Origin of the sequence: Flavobacterium sp., from assembly GCF_046153165.1 — a bacterium.
Taxonomy (GTDB): Bacteria; Bacteroidota; Bacteroidia; order Flavobacteriales; family Flavobacteriaceae; genus Flavobacterium.
The window spans coordinates 64,096-81,076 of record NZ_JBJXEN010000096.1 but is presented as its reverse complement, the minus strand read 5'-3'; the positions used below and the strand labels follow the sequence as shown (position 1 = coordinate 81,076).

Annotated in this window: 14 protein-coding genes; 13 read left to right on the top strand and 1 reads right to left on the bottom strand. The window is 29.8% G+C overall.

All coding sequences use genetic code 11. The annotated features are described in order from the left end of the window. Positions 1-162 precede the first annotated feature (162 nt). The 11 genes from ACKVOV_RS11400 to ACKVOV_RS11350 all read left to right on the top strand — a co-directional run bounded on the left by ACKVOV_RS11400 (position 163) and on the right by ACKVOV_RS11350 (position 12,919). Positions 163-591, top strand: coding sequence for an SRPBCC family protein (locus ACKVOV_RS11400; protein WP_409206879.1), 429 nt, complete (start codon positions 163-165; stop codon positions 589-591). A 507-nt stretch (positions 592-1,098) separates the two neighbouring features. Continuing rightward, on the top strand, positions 1,099-1,440 hold the full coding sequence (locus tag ACKVOV_RS11395; RefSeq protein WP_409206878.1) for a cupin domain-containing protein: 342 nt from the start codon (positions 1,099-1,101) through the stop codon (positions 1,438-1,440). Positions 1,441-1,486: 46 nt separating this feature from the next. Then, the gene (locus tag ACKVOV_RS11390; RefSeq protein WP_409206877.1) at positions 1,487-2,056 is read left to right on the top strand and encodes a helix-turn-helix domain-containing protein; all 570 of its coding nucleotides are present in this window, start codon (positions 1,487-1,489) and stop codon (positions 2,054-2,056) included. Positions 2,057-2,152: 96 nt separating this feature from the next. Next, positions 2,153-2,692, top strand: coding sequence for a helix-turn-helix domain-containing protein (locus ACKVOV_RS11385; protein ID WP_409206900.1), 540 nt, complete (start codon positions 2,153-2,155; stop codon positions 2,690-2,692). Positions 2,693-2,695: 3 nt separating this feature from the next. Further along, positions 2,696-6,298, top strand: a complete 3,603-nt coding sequence (locus ACKVOV_RS11380; protein WP_409206876.1) for a CHASE3 domain-containing protein — start codon at positions 2,696-2,698, stop codon at positions 6,296-6,298. 3 nt (positions 6,299-6,301) lie between these two features. After that, the gene (locus ACKVOV_RS11375) at positions 6,302-6,736 is read left to right on the top strand and encodes a response regulator (protein ID WP_409206875.1); all 435 of its coding nucleotides are present in this window, start codon (positions 6,302-6,304) and stop codon (positions 6,734-6,736) included. A 34-nt stretch (positions 6,737-6,770) separates the two neighbouring features. Next, on the top strand, positions 6,771-7,193 hold the full coding sequence (locus ACKVOV_RS11370; RefSeq protein ID WP_409206874.1) for a BLUF domain-containing protein: 423 nt from the start codon (positions 6,771-6,773) through the stop codon (positions 7,191-7,193). 101 nt (positions 7,194-7,294) lie between these two features. Then, a complete protein-coding gene (locus ACKVOV_RS11365; RefSeq protein WP_409206873.1) occupies positions 7,295-9,799 on the top strand; it encodes a cation-translocating P-type ATPase in 2,505 nt (834 codons plus the stop codon). Positions 9,800-9,802: 3 nt separating this feature from the next. Beyond that, a complete protein-coding gene (locus tag ACKVOV_RS11360; RefSeq protein WP_409206872.1) occupies positions 9,803-10,888 on the top strand; it encodes an AI-2E family transporter in 1,086 nt (361 codons plus the stop codon). Then, a complete protein-coding gene (locus tag ACKVOV_RS11355) occupies positions 10,885-11,796 on the top strand; it encodes a YihY/virulence factor BrkB family protein (protein WP_409206871.1) in 912 nt (303 codons plus the stop codon). Before ACKVOV_RS11360 ends, ACKVOV_RS11355 begins: the two co-directional genes overlap by 4 nt. A gap of 112 nt (positions 11,797-11,908) precedes the next feature. Beyond that, positions 11,909-12,919, top strand: a complete 1,011-nt coding sequence (locus ACKVOV_RS11350; protein ID WP_409206870.1) for a metal-dependent hydrolase — start codon at positions 11,909-11,911, stop codon at positions 12,917-12,919. A 2-nt stretch (positions 12,920-12,921) separates the two neighbouring features. Here ACKVOV_RS11350 and ACKVOV_RS11345 read toward each other — a convergent pair whose 3' ends face one another. Next, positions 12,922-14,091: a phospholipase D-like domain-containing protein gene (locus ACKVOV_RS11345; protein WP_409206869.1), complete on the bottom strand. Its 1,170-nt coding sequence runs from the start codon at positions 14,089-14,091 to the stop codon at positions 12,922-12,924. A gap of 366 nt (positions 14,092-14,457) precedes the next feature. Between ACKVOV_RS11345 and ACKVOV_RS11340 the strand changes: the two genes are divergently transcribed. Together ACKVOV_RS11340 and ACKVOV_RS11335 are read left to right on the top strand one after the other, a co-directional pair. Beyond that, positions 14,458-15,930, top strand: a complete 1,473-nt coding sequence (locus ACKVOV_RS11340; RefSeq protein ID WP_409206868.1) for a thrombospondin type 3 repeat-containing protein — start codon at positions 14,458-14,460, stop codon at positions 15,928-15,930. Positions 15,931-16,118: 188 nt separating this feature from the next. Further along, positions 16,119-16,814, top strand: a complete 696-nt coding sequence (locus tag ACKVOV_RS11335) for a hypothetical protein (protein ID WP_409206867.1) — start codon at positions 16,119-16,121, stop codon at positions 16,812-16,814. Positions 16,815-16,981 lie beyond the last annotated feature (167 nt).

Sequence of the window (16,981 nt, the reverse complement as noted above, 5' to 3'; positions counted from 1 at the left end):
GACAGAAAGAAAGACGAAGACAAAACGCAACAAACATAATCTCGAAAAACACAATAACTATTTAATTGAAATTCTGTAATTTCACATACTAGATAGGATAGACCTAAAAGTAAAACGAGTAGTAATTAATATCAATAAATTATGTCTAACAATAGTATATCGTTGCACAGGGTTATAAAATCTTCTCCGGAGAAAATTTATCGTGCCTTTACCGAGGCGAATGCACTTGCTTTTTGGATACCGCCTTATGGTTTTCTTTGTACTGTACATGAAATGGATTTTCGTGTGGGTGGTACTTTTAAAATGTCTTTTCATAATTTCTCTACAGGGAATGGTCATTCCTTCGGCGGGAAATATATAGATATTAAACCCAATGAATTTTTGAAGTACACGGACCAGTTTGATGATCCCAACCTGCCTGGTGAGATGATTACCTCGGTTTGGTTGCGTAAAGTTATTTGTGGCACCGAAATAAAAATTGTACAGGAAGGAATTCCTGCGGTTATTCCTGTAGAAATGTGTTATTTGGGTTGGCAAGAATCTTTAGAAAAGTTGACCAAGCTCGTTGAACCCGAAATTCCAGATGCTTAATTTTTTCGTTTAGACAAAATAAATCAAGTCCTCCAGTTATTGACTTAGCAGTTATTGTAAAATAGAATAGGATAAAATTTGAAGCTCTCGAAACTGAAAGTTTATTTTAAAAATATTTACTCCAGATATATTTCCCTATTTGGTTAAAAATTATTCTGATGCAGAGATCCTGATACATGTTGACCATGAATAATATGTTCACAAAAGAAAAGCCATATGACTGAATCTACTAGCACCACTCTTGAATATGGTTTCGGCTCAATAAATTTGAATAGGGTAGATTTTGACTATGATGGTTTGCTAAGAAAATATAGTAGACTAAAGACGCTCCTCCTAGGAGAATCAAAAAATAAATTAGACAGAACTATGAATTATATAACATTTTTTTAATATTATCTAACACTTAATCAATTTAAAGCATCATATTTGTATGGGAAAATTCTTTTTTCATACTATCGCTTATTGCGGGATTTGAACTAAAAAAGTAATATGCTTCTCAAAAGACTAATGGACTATCCAGAAATAGAGAAAGAAAAATCACACATTATTGTAGAAATCATCCAATATATTCCAAATGCAGTTTTAAGTAAAACAATTATAAAAAAAACTACAGGAAATATAACTGCTTCATCGTTTGATGCTGGTGAAGAGTTAGCTGAAAAGACATCGCCATTTGATAATTATATTCAAATAATCGACGGAACCGCTGAAATTATAATCAACGAAAAGAAACACAAACTTACTTTAGGTCAAGGAATTATAATTCCTGCACATGCCAAACATTGTTTTAATGCAAATGTTCAGTTCAAAATGATTTCGACAATCATAAAAAGCGGTTACGAAGACTAACTTGCAAAGCTTGTTTTTGGCTAAAATATCAAAATATAAATCATAAATGAAACTTTATATTAAATATATGGTTAGCATCCGTTGTAAAATGGTGGTTAAAGAAGAGTTGAAAAAACTTGGATTTAATTGCGTTATTTTAAACTTAGGATCAGTTGAAATTATGGAAGAGTTATCTCCAGAAAAAAGAGAAAAACTTAAACTTGTTTTATTAAAATCAGGTTTAGAATTAATGGATGATAAAAAATCTATTCTAATAGAAAAAATTAAAAATATAATTATAGAAATGGTTCATTATACAGATGAACTACCAAGATTGAACTATTCTGATTATATAAGTCAAAAATTAGGTCAAGATTACACACATATATCTAAAATTTTCTCAGAAGTAAAAGGAATCACTATAGAACAGTTTATTATTGCTCACAAGATTGAACGGGTTAAAGAATTACTGTTATATGATGAACTAAACCTTACTCAGATTTCTTACATGCTTAATTACAGTAGCGTTTCACATTTATCTCGTCAATTTAAAAAAGTAACAGGACTTACTCCAAGTTTTTTTAAACAACTTAAAGACAAAAGAAGAAATACCCTCGAAAATATCGGAATTGTATAACACATTTCTATTATTATACAACAAATGATGACTAAATAAGCTCATATTTGATTAAACAAACTAAATGAGATTATTTTGAAATTATATATAAAATATATGGTTAGCAATCGCTGTAAACTAGCAGTGAGAGAAGAGCTCAAGAAGCTAGGATTGCATTTTATCATGGTCGATCTTGGGGTGATCGAAATCATGGAAAATATCAATCCAGAAAAAAGACAATTACTAAAAACAGGATTAATTGATGCTGGATTTGAGTTGATGGATGATAAAAAAGCCATTCTTATCGAGAAAATTAAGAATATAATTGTCCAAATGGTACATCATACCGAGGAACCAATTAAGGTTAATTTTTCTGATTATTTGTCAGAAAAATTAGATCATAATTACACTTATCTTGCTAATTTATTCTCGGAAGTGCAAGGCACAACAATAGAACATTTTATTATCTCTCATAAAATAGAACGTATTAAGGAATTAATAATTTACGGAGAGCACAACATTACCGAAATCGCTTGGAAAATGGGTTATAGTAGTGTGGCACATTTGTCTAGCCAATTCAAGAAAATTACTGGACTATCGCCATCACATTTTAAAAAACTAAAAGACAAACGACGAAGTCCAATAGAAGAAATATAAATTATGAAATTTTTATCTGAAAAATATACAAAACCCTTTTATTCGCTGGCAGTTGTTTTACTGGCAATTTTATTTGGTATTTATTGTTACAATACTTATGAGGTAAAATTGGCTAACCATTTACTACAACACACACAAGAAATTCTTTCTAAAAGTAATGTTGTGCTTTTGGATGTTGTCGATGTTGAAACAGGTACAAGAGGATTCGTATTAACAGGAAAAGAAGAATTTCTTGAACCATATAATAGTGCAATTGCAAAGTCAGAAAAAAACTTATCAGCATTAGAATTATTAACTAAAGATAATTTTAATCAAAAAGCTAGAATTTTGCTTTTAAGAAATCAGATAGAAAAAAAGCTAGAAGTATCAAAAAGGCTGATTAATTTACGAAGAAAGTCTGTTTTAAATGAAGATGAGAAAAGTATCGAATTAGATAATTCAAAAACAATTACCGACAGTATTAGAAGTCTAATTGCCGAAATAAATGCTGCAGAAATTGTATTACTCAAGCAAAGGAAAATAGATAGCGGAAAAATCACCAATAATTCAGATACGTTGCTTGGATTATTGTTCATATTTGTATCAATAATTACAATTCTTGTTTTTTATATTTTTAATAATCATAAAAAAAGAAATGCAGAATTAGCATTACTTAATGAGATTAAAAATTTGTCATCAAAATACTCTTTAAGCCTTATTGAAGCTAGCCTTGATCCACTTATTACCATAAATACTGAAGGAAAAATTACCGATACTAATGAAGCTACAGCTAGAATAACAGGAATTGAAAAAAGTAAATTAATTGGTTCAGATTTTTTTGATTATTTTACTGAACATCAGAAAGCTCGAGAAATATACAAAGAAGTTTTTAAAACTGGCTCAGTTTCAGATTATCCACTAACCATTCTTCATAAAGAAGGTAAACTAACAGATGTCTTATTTAACGGTTCTATCTACAAAGATGATTTTGGAAATGTTTTAGGAGTTGTAATTGTTGCAAGAGATATTGCCGAGCAAAAATGGGCACTAGACTTAAGAGAAGCTAATAAAAAATTAGCTTTTCAGAATGATGAAAAAGAAAAAAGAGCACAAGAATTAGCCATTGCAAACGAAGAATTAGAATATCAAAATAACGAAAAAGAAAGTCGAGCTAACGAATTGTTAGTTGCTAACAAGGAATTAGAATATCAAAACCAAGAAAAAGAAAGTCGCGCAAATGAATTATTGGTTGCTAACGAAGAATTGGCTTTTCAAAATCAAGAAAAAGAAAATCGGGCGAATGAGTTATTAATTGCTAATAAAGAATTAGAATATCAAAATAAAATTAAAGAAAAACGTGCTGCAGAATTAGTTATTGCTAATAAAGAACTAGCTTTTCAAAATAAAGAAAAGGAGAAACGTGCCGCAGAATTAGTGATTGCTAACAAAGAATTACTATTTCAAACAGGAGAAAAACAAGATCGTGCAGACGAGTTAGTGATTGCTAACAAAGAATTGCTATTTCAAACAGGAGAAAAACAAGATCGTGCGGATGAGTTAGTCATTGCTGACAAGGAATTAGCTTTTCAAAACGATGAAAAAGAAAAACGAGTTATCGAAAATAAAGAACTGGAAGATTACAGTTATTCTTTAAAATTAGCTTCGCAATATTCCTTAAGTCTTATTGAAGCCAGTCGTGACCCATTATTTACAATAAGCCCTGAGGGTAAAATTACCGATACTAATGCGGCAACAGTTAGAGTAACTGGAGTATCAAAAAAAGATTTAATAGGATCTAATTTCATCGATTATTTCACGAATCCAGCTAAAGCAAAAGAAAGTTATGAAGAAGTTTTTTCTAAAGGATTTGTAGCAGATTATCCACTTACAATTAAAGATCATAAATTAACAGATGTATTATTTAATGGATCTGTTTACAAATCTGAAGAAGGATTAGTAATTGGAGCTGTTGTAGTTGCACGAGATATAACAGAACAAAAACAACTCGAAAAAGAACTAACAGAAGCTAAAATATTTGCAGAACTTGCCACAAGTATTGCTGAAGATGCTAAAATTACTGCCGAAGCTGCTACAAAACATGCAGAAGAAGCTGTAAAATCTAAGCAACAGTTTTTATCGAATATGAGCCACGAAATTCGTACGCCAATGAATGCTATTATTGGTTTTACAAAAGTAGTACTCAAAACCGAACTTACCGCAAAACAAAAAGAATATTTAACTGCCATAAAAATGAGCGGAGATGCATTAATCGTATTAATTAATGATATTCTAGATTTAGCAAAAGTCGATGCTGGAAAAATGATTTTCGAGAAAACACCATTTAAACTCAAATTATCGATAAATGCGATGTTGCATCTTTTTGAAACTAAAATTCAAGAAAAAAACTTAAAATTAATTACAAATTACGATAAGAATATTCCCGAAGTTTTGGTTGGAGATCCGGTGCGTTTGCATCAAATTATATTAAATTTATTAAGTAATGCTATTAAATTTACTAATAAAGGGGAAATCACTGTAAGTATAAATTTAATGTCTGAAAATGAAGATAAAGTAACCATTAAATTTTCGGTAGCAGATACAGGAATTGGAATAAAAAATACCAAAATAGAAAAAGTTTTCGAAAATTTTCAGCAAGCCACTAGCGGAACATCAAGATTGTTTGGAGGAACAGGTTTAGGTCTTGCCATTGTAAAACAATTAGTAGAAGGACAAAAAGGAAAAATAGAAGTAGAGAGCGAAGTAAATAAAGGATCTATTTTTAGTTTTATTTTAGATTTTAAAAAAACATCTGCCGAAGCAGTTCTAGAGCCAGAAATTATAGAATTGAATTCGGATGTGAAAAATATTAAAATTCTTGTAGCCGAAGATATGGAACTTAATCAACTGCTCATGAAAACATTGTTAGACGATTTTGGTTTCGAGTGTGAAATTGCATCTAACGGAAAAATTGCTGTAGATAAACTTAAAGAGAAAAATTTTGACATTATCTTAATGGATTTACAAATGCCCGAAATGAATGGTTTTGAAGCTACCGAATACATTAGAAAAACAATGAAATCTAATATACCCATTATTGCACTAACTGCAGATGTAACCACTATAGATGTTGAAAAATGCAAAGAAGTAGGAATGAACGATTATATCTCGAAACCAGTTGATGAGCGATTATTGTATAGTAAACTGATTAATATTATAAAAAAACCAGTTCTTATTATTGAGAAAAAAATAAAGGGAAACATAAAAACCGAAAAAGTAAAATATGTCGACATGAGTTATTTGCTAAAATTAACGAAATCGAACCCAAAACTAATGACCGAAATGATTACCGTTTACTTAAAGCAAACACCTCCACTTATAAGCACTATGAAAAAAAGTTTCTTAGATAAAGATTGGGATTTGCTACAAGCAACAATGCACAAAATAATACCATCATTTACTATAATGGGAATGAGTCCTGAAATTGCTGAAATTGCCCATAATATACACGAATATGCACACAAATTAGAACTTACAAAAGATCTAGATGTGTTAATACTACGTCTCGAAAATGTATGCACACAAGCTTGTGCTGAACTCGAAATAGAACTTAATAATCTAAATATATAAAAAGTGAAAAACGAAAATAAAATAAAAATATTTCTAGTAGATGATGATGCTCTTTTTTTAAAATCACTTGAAATTCAATTTCTAGACCATGGTGATTTTGATATAGAAACCTTTGCAACTGGAGAATTATGTATTAAAAAATTGGATATTAATCCAGATGTTGTCATATTAGATTTTCATCTTGATGGAATAGATAAAACAGCAATGAATGGACTAGAAACGCTAGATAAAATAAAAAAGATTAATGCCGAAATTCCTGTAATTATACTCTCTAGCCAAGATAAGATTGATGTTGCTATAAGTTGTATGCATCACAAAGCATTTGATTATGTTGTAAAAAGTGAAACTGCATTTGTACGATTACAAAAAGCAATAAGCACCATTTTTAAATACCAAAAATTAGAAAAACAATTAAGTTGGTATATGGATAGAATGTAGCTTATATTTACATTGAAATTAAATATAAGAAACAATGTATGAGTTAATTTATCGTTCCGTTGCAAGTCCAAATCTTCATGTTGCTGATATTGATAAAATTTTAGAAACCTCTCGAGATTTTAATTCTAAAAATGAGATTACAGGTTGTCTTTTGTTTCACAACAACGAATTCATACAAATTCTTGAAGGAGAAAAAACCATACTACAAGCTCTTTATGCTAACATAAAAAAAGATGAGCGACACTTTAATGTAATACTTTTAACAGAATCGGAAAAAGACGAACGTATTTTTCCGAACTGGTCAATGGCATATCACAAACTAAGTACAAAAGACAATGTAAATATCGATAAATTACTATTTACAAATAATTTTATAACTCTTTCAGAACTTATTGATAAACCAACACATGCCTCAAGGTTATTCTGGTATATGGCAAAACAACTTCTAGAACAGTAGTTTTTATTCTTATATTAAAAATAGGAATATTATAACTTTTTATAAAAATTTTATAATATTTTTTCTTCTTTTCAAGCCTAATTTTGTAAAATAGTCAAATTATGTCAGAAATTAGTTTCAATATCAAGGGTTTATCAAATAAAGAAGTTATTCTTTCTAGAAAAAAAAATGGGCAAAATACAGTTAATTTTAAAGAAGAAAATCACTTCTTAAAATCGATTCTAAAGTTCATAAAAGAACCAATGATTATTTTGTTATTTGTCGCATCAACGATATATTTCTTTAGCGGAAAAATATCTGATGGTATTTTTTTGGCTTCAGCAATTGTACTCATTTCTCTAATTTCTTCTTATCAAAATTCTAGAAGCCGTAACGCTTTAGAAAAACTTAAAAACTTTACAAAACCCAATTGCAAAGTGATAAGAGAAGGAAAAACAATCGAGATAAAAACCGAAGAATTAGTTATAGGAGATAGTTTGTTAGTTGAGGAAGGTACTTTAATTTCAGCCGATGGGATAATTATACATTCAAATGATTTTTCTGTAAATGAAGCCATACTTACTGGCGAATCACTATCGGTTTCTAAAGATAAAACAACAAAAGACAATTTTATTTTTCAAGGAACAACCGTTGCAAGTGGATTATCAATTGCAACTGTAACAGCGATTGGTATCGAAACCAAATTAGGTAAAATTGGTAAAAGTCTTGAAGGAATTGCTGAAGAAAAAACACCCTTAGAAATTCAGATTGGTAATTTTGTTAAGAAAATGGCAATTGCAGGTGCCATAGTTTTTGTGATAGTTTGGATTTTAAATTATTTTCATTCATATAATATTTTTGATAGTTTACTTAAAGCATTAACACTAGCAATGAGTATTTTACCCGAAGAAATTCCTATTGCATTTACTACATTCATGGCTCTTGGAGCTTGGAGAATGATGAAAAAAGGCATTATTGTAAAACAAATGAAAACTGTAGAAACATTAGGAAGCGCTACAGTTATTTGTATTGATAAAACAGGTACAATAACCGAAAACACGATGAGTTTGGCAGAAGTTTTCACACTGAAATCAAACAAAATAACCAATTTAGAGGAAGATTTATCTGATGATGAAGTAGAACTAATCACGATGGGAATGTGGGCAAGTGAACCTATACCATTTGATCCTATGGAAGTGGCTTTACATGAAATATATTCAAAAAAGATAACAAAAGATGAACGTTCTCAATATAAAATGATTCATGAATATCCGTTGTCAGGTAAACCACCAATGATGACACATATTTTCGAAAATAAATCAGGTAACCAAATTATTGCTACAAAAGGTGGGGCAGAAGCCATTTTAGCAATTGCTAAACTTTCTGAATCTGATAAAAAACAAATTTTAGCTGCTATAAAAAAATTGTCTGAAGAAGGCTACCGTATTTTAGCAGTTGGGGAAGCTATTTTTAAAGGTAAAAATTATCCCAAAACACAACAAGAATTTAAATTTGAGTTCAAAGGATTGTTAGCATTTTATGATCCACCAAAAAAGAATATTCATCTCGTTTTACAAAATTTTTATAAAGCAGGAATCTCAGTAAAAATAATTACAGGCGATAATGCCGAAACTACTTCATCTATCGCTAAACAAATAGGATTTATTGGATATGATAAAAGTATTTCGGGAGATGAACTGATGAAATTATCAAAAAGAGATTTAAAGAAACGAGTTTTAGATACGAACTTATTTACTAGAATGTTTCCTGAAGCTAAGCTCAAAATAATTAATGCACTTAAGGAAAATAAAGAAATTGTAGCCATGACTGGAGATGGAGTAAATGATGGACCAGCGCTCAAATCTGCACATATAGGTATTGCAATGGGTAAAAAAGGAACTGAAATTGCTAAAGAAGCAGCATCATTAATCTTAGTAAATGATGATTTAGCTAAAATGGTAAATGCAATAGCGATGGGGCGTAAAATATATTCTAACCTAAAAAAAGCGATTCAGTTTATTATATCTATTCATATTCCTATAATTCTTACAGTATTTATTCCATTAGCTTTGGGCTGGATATATCCCAATATTTTTTCGCCAATACATATTATATTTTTAGAATTAGTTATGGGGCCAACTTGTTCAATTGTTTACGAGAATGAGCCTATGGAAAAGAATACGATGTCTCAAAAACCTAGACCATTTACAACAACTTTTTTCAATTGGAAGGAATTATCAACTAGTATTTTTCAAGGATTAATGATTACTGTTGGATCTTTATTCATTTATCAATATGCTGTTATCAATCAGTTTAATGAAGAAACGACTAGAACAATGGTTTTTGTTGTTTTAGTAACTGCTAATATCTTTTTAACTTTGGTCAACAGATCTTTTTATTATTCAATTTTTACTACTTTGAGGTATAAAAATAATTTAGTCTCTATAATTATTGGAATCACAATTATTATTACCGGATTACTACTTTATGTAAAACCTTTAACAGAATTCTTTTATTTCGAATATCTAAATAGTAACCAATTACTCATTGCAATTGGAGTAGGAAGTATTTCAGTTTTATGGTATGAATTGGTAAAATTATGGAAACGCAATTTTAAAACAATTTAAACAATGACAACATCATTAGCATCGGTTATAAAAAAACTTTTAGTTCTTTTTTTGATATTTTCAGGGTTATTTTTTGCCAAAGAGTTCCTTATTCCATTATGTATAGGAGGGATTTTAGCCACATTATTTTTACCTTTTTGCAATTGGTTAGAAAAAAAGAAATTACCAAAAGGAATTGCCGTTTTTGTTTGCCTTTTAGGATTACTACTTTTAGTTTTTGTGCTAATTTCGCTTTTAGGATATAAGATTTCTGAGCTTATAAATGACATTGCTGTGTTAAAACAAAAAAGTATTGAAACAGTAACTCAAATTCAGAAGTATATTTTTAATACTCTCAATTTATCTATAGAAGAACAATATAAAATTTTAAAAAACGAACAACCATCATATGCTAGTATGGTACAAATTATGATTGGATCTATAACTAGTTTTTTATCTAGTTTTATTTTGTTGCTAGTCTATTTTGTTTTTTTATTATACTATCGCAATCACATTAAAACTTTTTTAATAAAACTTACAGCAAAATCACAACAAGCAGAAATGCAAGAAATTATTCAAAAAGTAACTTCGGTTTCGCAACAATATCTTTTTGGACTTTCTAAAATGATTTTTCTTTTGTGGATTATGTATGGCATAGGTTTTAGTGTTCTAGGTGTGCAAAATGCTATTTTCTTTGCTATTCTTTGCGGATTATTAGAAATTGTTCCATTTATAGGTAATATTACAGGAACAACGTTAACAGTTTTGGTGGCTGCTATCCATGGAGCTAATTTTGAGTTATTGGGAGGTATTGTTATCGTTTATGGCATCGTACAACTTATTCAAGGTTGGGTTCTTGAGCCATTAATATTAGGGCCACAAGTAAAAATTAATTCATTATTTACCATTATTGCATTAGTACTTGGGGAATTAATTTGGGGAATTCCAGGAATTATTCTGGCTATTCCGATTACAGCAATGTTCAAAATTATTTGTGACCATATTGAGCCTTTGAAGCCTTATGGTTTTTTGATTGGAGAAATTCAAATTCCAAAAAAAGAAAGCGTATTTGTTGAGAAATTTAAAAAAATAGTAAAAACTAAAAAATGATACCATTTAAATTAAAAAATTTGGGAAAACTTTTTAAAACTACTTTTTCTGAATGGTATGACAAAGATCCATTCAGACAAAGTGCCATTATTGCTTATTATGCAATATTTAGTATTCCAGGATTATTGGTGTTAGTTATCGCTATTGCGGGCTATTTTTTTGATCGAGATGTGGTAAATCAAAACTTAATAGCACAAATATCTGAAACAATTGGTTCAGAAACGGCTTTGCAAATTCAAGATGTATTATTAAAATCGACTACTGAGAAATCGACAACTTGGGGTTCAATAGTTGGAATAACAATTTTGTTAGTTGGGGCAACAGGCGTTTTTGTAGAGCTTCAAAAAACATTAAACGTGATTTGGAATGTAAAAGTAAAACCACAAAGTGGCATTTGGCTTATCTTAAAAGCCCGATTATTTTCATTTGGGTTAATCTTAGCTATTGCATTTTTGTTGACAATCTCGTTGGTAATCTCAACAGCATTGGTTGCCATTAGCAATTACATACAATTTGAAAGTTCACAATTTATTATGACCATTTATGGAATACTAAATTTTATTATTTCACTTTTAGTAATCTCTGCACTTTTTGCTTTGATTTTCAAGATTTTACCAGATGCAAAAATCGAATGGAAACACGTTTGGTTGGGTTCTTTGGTTACGGGAATTTTGTTTACACTTGGTAAAATGAGTTTAGCTTATTATTTCGGAAAAGCAGAGCCAGAATCGGTTTATGGTGCTGCGGGTTCTATTATATTGATATTGCTTTGGGTTTCGTATTCGTCAATGATTCTCTTTTTTGGTGCCGAATTTACTGCGGCTTACGCCAAAATGCATTCAGGAATAATTCCGCCAACTGCTATTGCTAAAGTGGAAATTCCAACAGCGACAGAAAAAACGATGTGATTATAAACTATCAAAAATGAAAAAAGCATACACAATTCTAACTCAAACTCGAATTGGTCAGGTTCATTTATTGAGTTTAGATGATTTATTGAAAGCAATTACATAAAACACAATGGACTCAATCACACACATAGCATTAGGAGCTTGTATGGGCGAAGCATTTGCAGGTAAAACGCTTGGCAAGAAAGCTATGTTGTGGGGAGCACTGGCACAAAGTATTCCTGATATAGATTTTATAGCATCTTTTTGGATGGATACTTCTTCAAACTTACTCGCTCATCGCGGATTTACACATTCATTTTTATTTTGCCTCATCATTACACCACTATTTGCCTTGGTTGCAGAATATTGGCACAGACCACATAATATAAGTTTAAAACATTGGATGCTATTTTTTGGGGCAGTTATTTTTGGGCATATTTTTTTAGACGCATTCAATAATTATGGTGTGGGTTGGCTAGAACCATTTAGTCACAAAAGATTTTCGTTCAATATGATTTATGTGGCGGATCCATTATTTTCTATATGGTCTGGTTTGGCTTGTTTGGCATTTATTTATTTTAGAAAAAATACTATTTACCGAAAAAAAATATGGAGACTTGGGCTGGGTTTTACAACTATTTATTTGATGATTTGTATTGCCATAAAAATTAAAATTGATGCTGATGTAAAACAATCATTACAAGAACAAAATATCAATTATACTCAATATTTTACAACACCAGCACCTTTTCAAAATAGCTTATGGTATGTAGTTGCGGGAAATAAAGAAGGATTTTACGTTGGTTATAAATCCGTTTTTGACACCAAAAAAACAGTCGATTTTACTTATTTTACCCGTAACAATGATTTGCTGGAAACTATAGAAAATAAAGAAAATTTATATAAATTAAAACGATTTTCTCAAAACTTTTATACCATAGAAAAATGGAATGATACACTTGTTTTTAATGATTTGCGGTTTGGACAAATGAAAGGTTGGGAAAATCCAAAAGGGAAATTTGTGTTTCATTATTTTTTGCAAGAACCTTATGACAACACACTAGTAGTGCAACGTGGCAGGTTTGTAGGTTGGAATAAAAAAACATTCGAGTCACTTTTTGAAAGAATGAAAGGAAACTGAATTTATTCTCGTTGTTTGAAATAAAAAGTAAATAAGAAAAATAGTATTCTAAAAATTTTATAACAAGTCCAATGATATAACTGTTTAAAAATAGTATTTGTTTTGTGATGAATTGCTGCAGTTATATGGATGCAATCTTCTCTGATAATTTTATCTAAAGTTTGTGTAACTTTTTTGGCAAATGCACTATCATCAATATCGATATTTAATTCAATACTCGCATAAGCACTTATGTCATTAATATTGAAGGAACCAATGGTTACAAAACTTTCATCGGCCACACACATTTTTGCATGTAAAACAGTCGATTGATATTCATAGATTTCAATATTTTCTCTGAGCAACCAATCGTACATCCATCGCTCTGCCGACTTAGCAATTTTCACATCAGATTGGCTGGCTAATATTAATCTAACTTTTACTCCTTTTTTTATTGCATATCGCAATTGCTTTCTTATAGTTCTACCAGCAATAAAATAACTACACATAATTGTAATTTGTTGCTCTGCATTTTCAAATATTTCTTTATAAGTGGCCGATATTTCATTTTTTGTTCTTACCCAATCATTTCGACTAATTTTGCATAATGAATTTTCATTTTCTTTAAATTCAAATGTTATATTTTCCTCTTCGGATGGTTTTAAATTTCGTTTAACTTTAAAACCATTCCAAGTTTTCAAACACAACACATAAAGTTCTTTTGCGATTGGACCTTCTAGAAATACTGCATAATCTAACCAAGCATTTATCATGGGTAAATCGTTGTATCGATCCGCAATATTGATTCCACCCACAATAGCATATTTTGTATCAATTACTATCATTTTATGATGTAGTCTTCGTCCAAAATAAAAATTATTATTTTTAAAAAATGGTTCAAAAAAGTGAAAATGGATATTTTGCTTTTTTAAGTTTTTAATGAAAATAGATGATAGATTTCTAGAGGCATATCCATCAACTAATACATAGATTTTGACTTTTTTAGCAGCTGCAATTTTTAGTGCATCTACAATTAAATTCCCTGTTTCATCATCATCAAAAATATAAGTTTGTATGTGTATGCTTTCGGTAGCTTGTATTATAAGTTTTATTAGTAAATCAAAATAGGATTTACCACTTTTTATGAGTTGTATTTTGTTTTTGGTAAATGTTTTATCTACTAAATGTTTCATCTTTTTGGTTCAAATAATTGTAAAATACCAAAGGTTAATCACTTTATGTGTAAAATTGTTATATAACTAATTCAAATTATTATATAATTTACATAAATAAAGCTTCAAGAAAACGCAATCTGGTTTTATATGATTTATAAAATTATTTAAGCATTAACTGAAACCACAAATCCAGATGAGCTGAAAAATATGACCGAGGAAATTGCCAAAGTCGGTTACAAACAAATGAAGAAAGAAGGTTTTATAAAGTAAAATAGACATTAGTTTTCTATTTGTGTGAATATTACAACTTTTAAAAATAGTTCTATAACATAAAGTGACGATGTCTGACTGAACTTTGTCCCGAACAATTATAATATAAACAAGATGAAAAAATTACTATTTCTATGTATATGTATCGGATTTACATTTACATCAAATTCACAAACAGAAGATAAAAAATGGAATATTGGTCTGCACAGTGGTGTTACTCAATACAACGGAGATTTAGGGAGAGATTGGTACAAAACCAATAGTACCATGTATGCTTTTGGAGGAATATCCGTATCTAGGTATTTAGGCAAATTATTTGATGCTAATTTATTATTATCTAAAGGAACAATTGGGTATAATAACGGAACAACGGCAGGTTTTAAATCAGATTTTAACGCAGCTTCGATAAATCTACGTTTCAATATGGTTGCACCAGAATATATAATAAGACCTTATGCTTTTGCTGGAGTTGGAGCTATTTTGTTTGATAATCAGCTCAATTTTCATCAAGAAAAATACGATTATATTTTACCATCTGCCGGAGCGGGTATTAATTTTAGATTGTCGCCAGTAATAATGCTGAATCTACAAGAAACATTTATGTTTTCTAACAAAGACAGACGTGATGGAGTAGACAATGGAACTACTAAATTCAAAGATAAAGACTCTTACTTATCACACATGGTTGGATTAACTTTCAATCTTGGAAGTTCAAAAGATTCTGATAATGATGGTGTTTCTGACAAAAAAGATAATTGCCCAGAAACTCCAGCTGGAGTAGTAGTCGATAAAAAAGGTTGTCCTTTAGATAAAGACAACGATGGTGTTTATGATTATTTAGACAATTGTCCAGAACAATCAGGACCACAAGCACTGAACGGTTGTCCGGATGCAGATGCGGATGGAGTTGCAGATATTAATGATAGATGTCCTAACCAAGCAGGGAAAGTCTCTCTAAAAGGTTGTCCAGATGCGGATAATGATGGAGTTGCAGATATTGATGACAAATGTGCCAATACAAAATCTGGAACTAGAGTTGATGCAAACGGTTGTCCAATGGATAGCGATAATGACGGAGTTATGGATGACATGGATCGTTGTCCAAACGTAGCTGGTATTATTGCTCTAAAAGGCTGTCCAGATAGTGATGGAGATGGAGTTGCAGACATGGATGATTTATGTCCTAAAACAAAAGGAACCTTAGCAAATAAAGGTTGTCCCGAAATTGCAAAAGCTGATATTGTAAGAATAACTTATATTGGAAGTAAAATTTTCTTCGAAAATAATTCTGATAAACTTAAAGTAGCTTCATTATCACAATTAGATGAATTAGCAAAAATATTATACAAATATGAAGGAGCTAGTTTAACTATTGAAGGACATACTGACAGTGTTGGTGCAGATGATTTTAATATGACTTTATCTCAAAAACGTTCCGATTCTGTAAAACAATATTTAATTGGAAAAGGAAGTGCCGACACAAGATTAACAGGTATTGGTTTTGGAGAAACTAAACCAGTTGCTAGCAACAAAACTACACTAGGTAAAGCTAAAAATCGTAGAGTAGAATTGAAAACAAATTATTAAAAATAAGAGTTAGAATTAGTTTTGTTTTTGGTTAAAATGGCTGTCAATTTTTGACAGTCATTTTTTTTTTGCATCATCATAATTATATAACTAAAATAATGAATTATATAACATTTTGGGTTCCTTAAGAGGGTAGATTTACATTAAATATTTAAACTTAATTAAATATATATTTAAACTTAATTATTATGAAAAAAAGTGTATTAAAATTTGGATTATTTTCAATGATTCTATTAGGAATGGTTTCTTGTAAAAATAAAGAAAAAGAAATGGCTGATAAACGAATTAGCGAATTAGAAAGTTATGTAGATTCTTTAAAAATTGTATCTGCTGAAGATAGAGAAGCAAATTGGGGTAAAATTTCTGAAGATTTTGAAACTAAAAATGCAAACGCAAAAGATGCATTGACAAGTCTTGATCAAGATTCAAAAACAAAATCTCAAGAAAAATTAGATGCTTCTAATGCTAAATATGATGAGTATAGAGTTATTGCATTAAATAAGACAGAACCAGCTACAAAGGAAGATGTTGTTACAACAGTAAAACCAAATCCATCACAAACTTTAAGAGATAGATTATTTGGAGCAGGAAAAATAGGTAATGACATGAGCTTTGCTTGGGTAAATAAAGATAATATTCTTAAAACTTATGAGAATTTTTTCCAATCTTATAAAGACAATAAATCTGATTTTACTAGAGAAGATTATGATGAAATTAAGTTAATGTATGAAGCATTAGATAGTAGAAAAAATACTGTTGAAAAAGAAGGTCTATCTTCTGAGGATAATAGAAAAATTGCTGTTATTAAAGTAAAATTAGCCCCTATGTTTAAAGTAAACAGAATAGGAGCAAAAAGTAGAGAAAACCAAGAAGCTAAAGAATAAGTAATAATTATTAGTTCAAATAAAAAATGGCAATTAGAAATGATTGCCATTTTTTTTGCCTTTAAATTAGTAAACTTTTTTTTCGAATAATTATTAAAACCTAGGAATATTATAAATTATTGATATAGTTCTATAACTTTTTTAATGTTATTAAAATGATCTTTATA

What these genes read in the sequence shown, in the direction of transcription:
- ACKVOV_RS11395 (WP_409206878.1), top strand. Translation starts at nt 1,099, where the DNA reads ATGGACTATCCAGAAATAGAGAAAGAAAAATCACACATTATTGTAGAA.
- ACKVOV_RS11390 (WP_409206877.1), top strand. Translation starts at nt 1,487, where the DNA reads ATGAAACTTTATATTAAATATATGGTTAGCATCCGTTGTAAAATGGTG.
- ACKVOV_RS11385 (WP_409206900.1), top strand. Translation starts at nt 2,153, where the DNA reads ATGGTTAGCAATCGCTGTAAACTAGCAGTGAGAGAAGAGCTCAAGAAG.
- ACKVOV_RS11380 (WP_409206876.1), top strand. Translation starts at nt 2,696, where the DNA reads ATGAAATTTTTATCTGAAAAATATACAAAACCCTTTTATTCGCTGGCA.
- ACKVOV_RS11370 (WP_409206874.1), top strand. Translation starts at nt 6,771, where the DNA reads ATGTATGAGTTAATTTATCGTTCCGTTGCAAGTCCAAATCTTCATGTT.
- ACKVOV_RS11365 (WP_409206873.1), top strand. Translation starts at nt 7,295, where the DNA reads ATGTCAGAAATTAGTTTCAATATCAAGGGTTTATCAAATAAAGAAGTT.
- ACKVOV_RS11360 (WP_409206872.1), top strand. Translation starts at nt 9,803, where the DNA reads ATGACAACATCATTAGCATCGGTTATAAAAAAACTTTTAGTTCTTTTT.
- ACKVOV_RS11355 (WP_409206871.1), top strand. Translation starts at nt 10,885, where the DNA reads ATGATACCATTTAAATTAAAAAATTTGGGAAAACTTTTTAAAACTACT.
- ACKVOV_RS11350 (WP_409206870.1), top strand. Translation starts at nt 11,909, where the DNA reads ATGGACTCAATCACACACATAGCATTAGGAGCTTGTATGGGCGAAGCA.
- ACKVOV_RS11345 (WP_409206869.1), bottom strand. Translation starts at nt 14,091, where the DNA reads ATGAAACATTTAGTAGATAAAACATTTACCAAAAACAAAATACAACTC.
- ACKVOV_RS11340 (WP_409206868.1), top strand. Translation starts at nt 14,458, where the DNA reads ATGAAAAAATTACTATTTCTATGTATATGTATCGGATTTACATTTACA.
- ACKVOV_RS11335 (WP_409206867.1), top strand. Translation starts at nt 16,119, where the DNA reads ATGAAAAAAAGTGTATTAAAATTTGGATTATTTTCAATGATTCTATTA.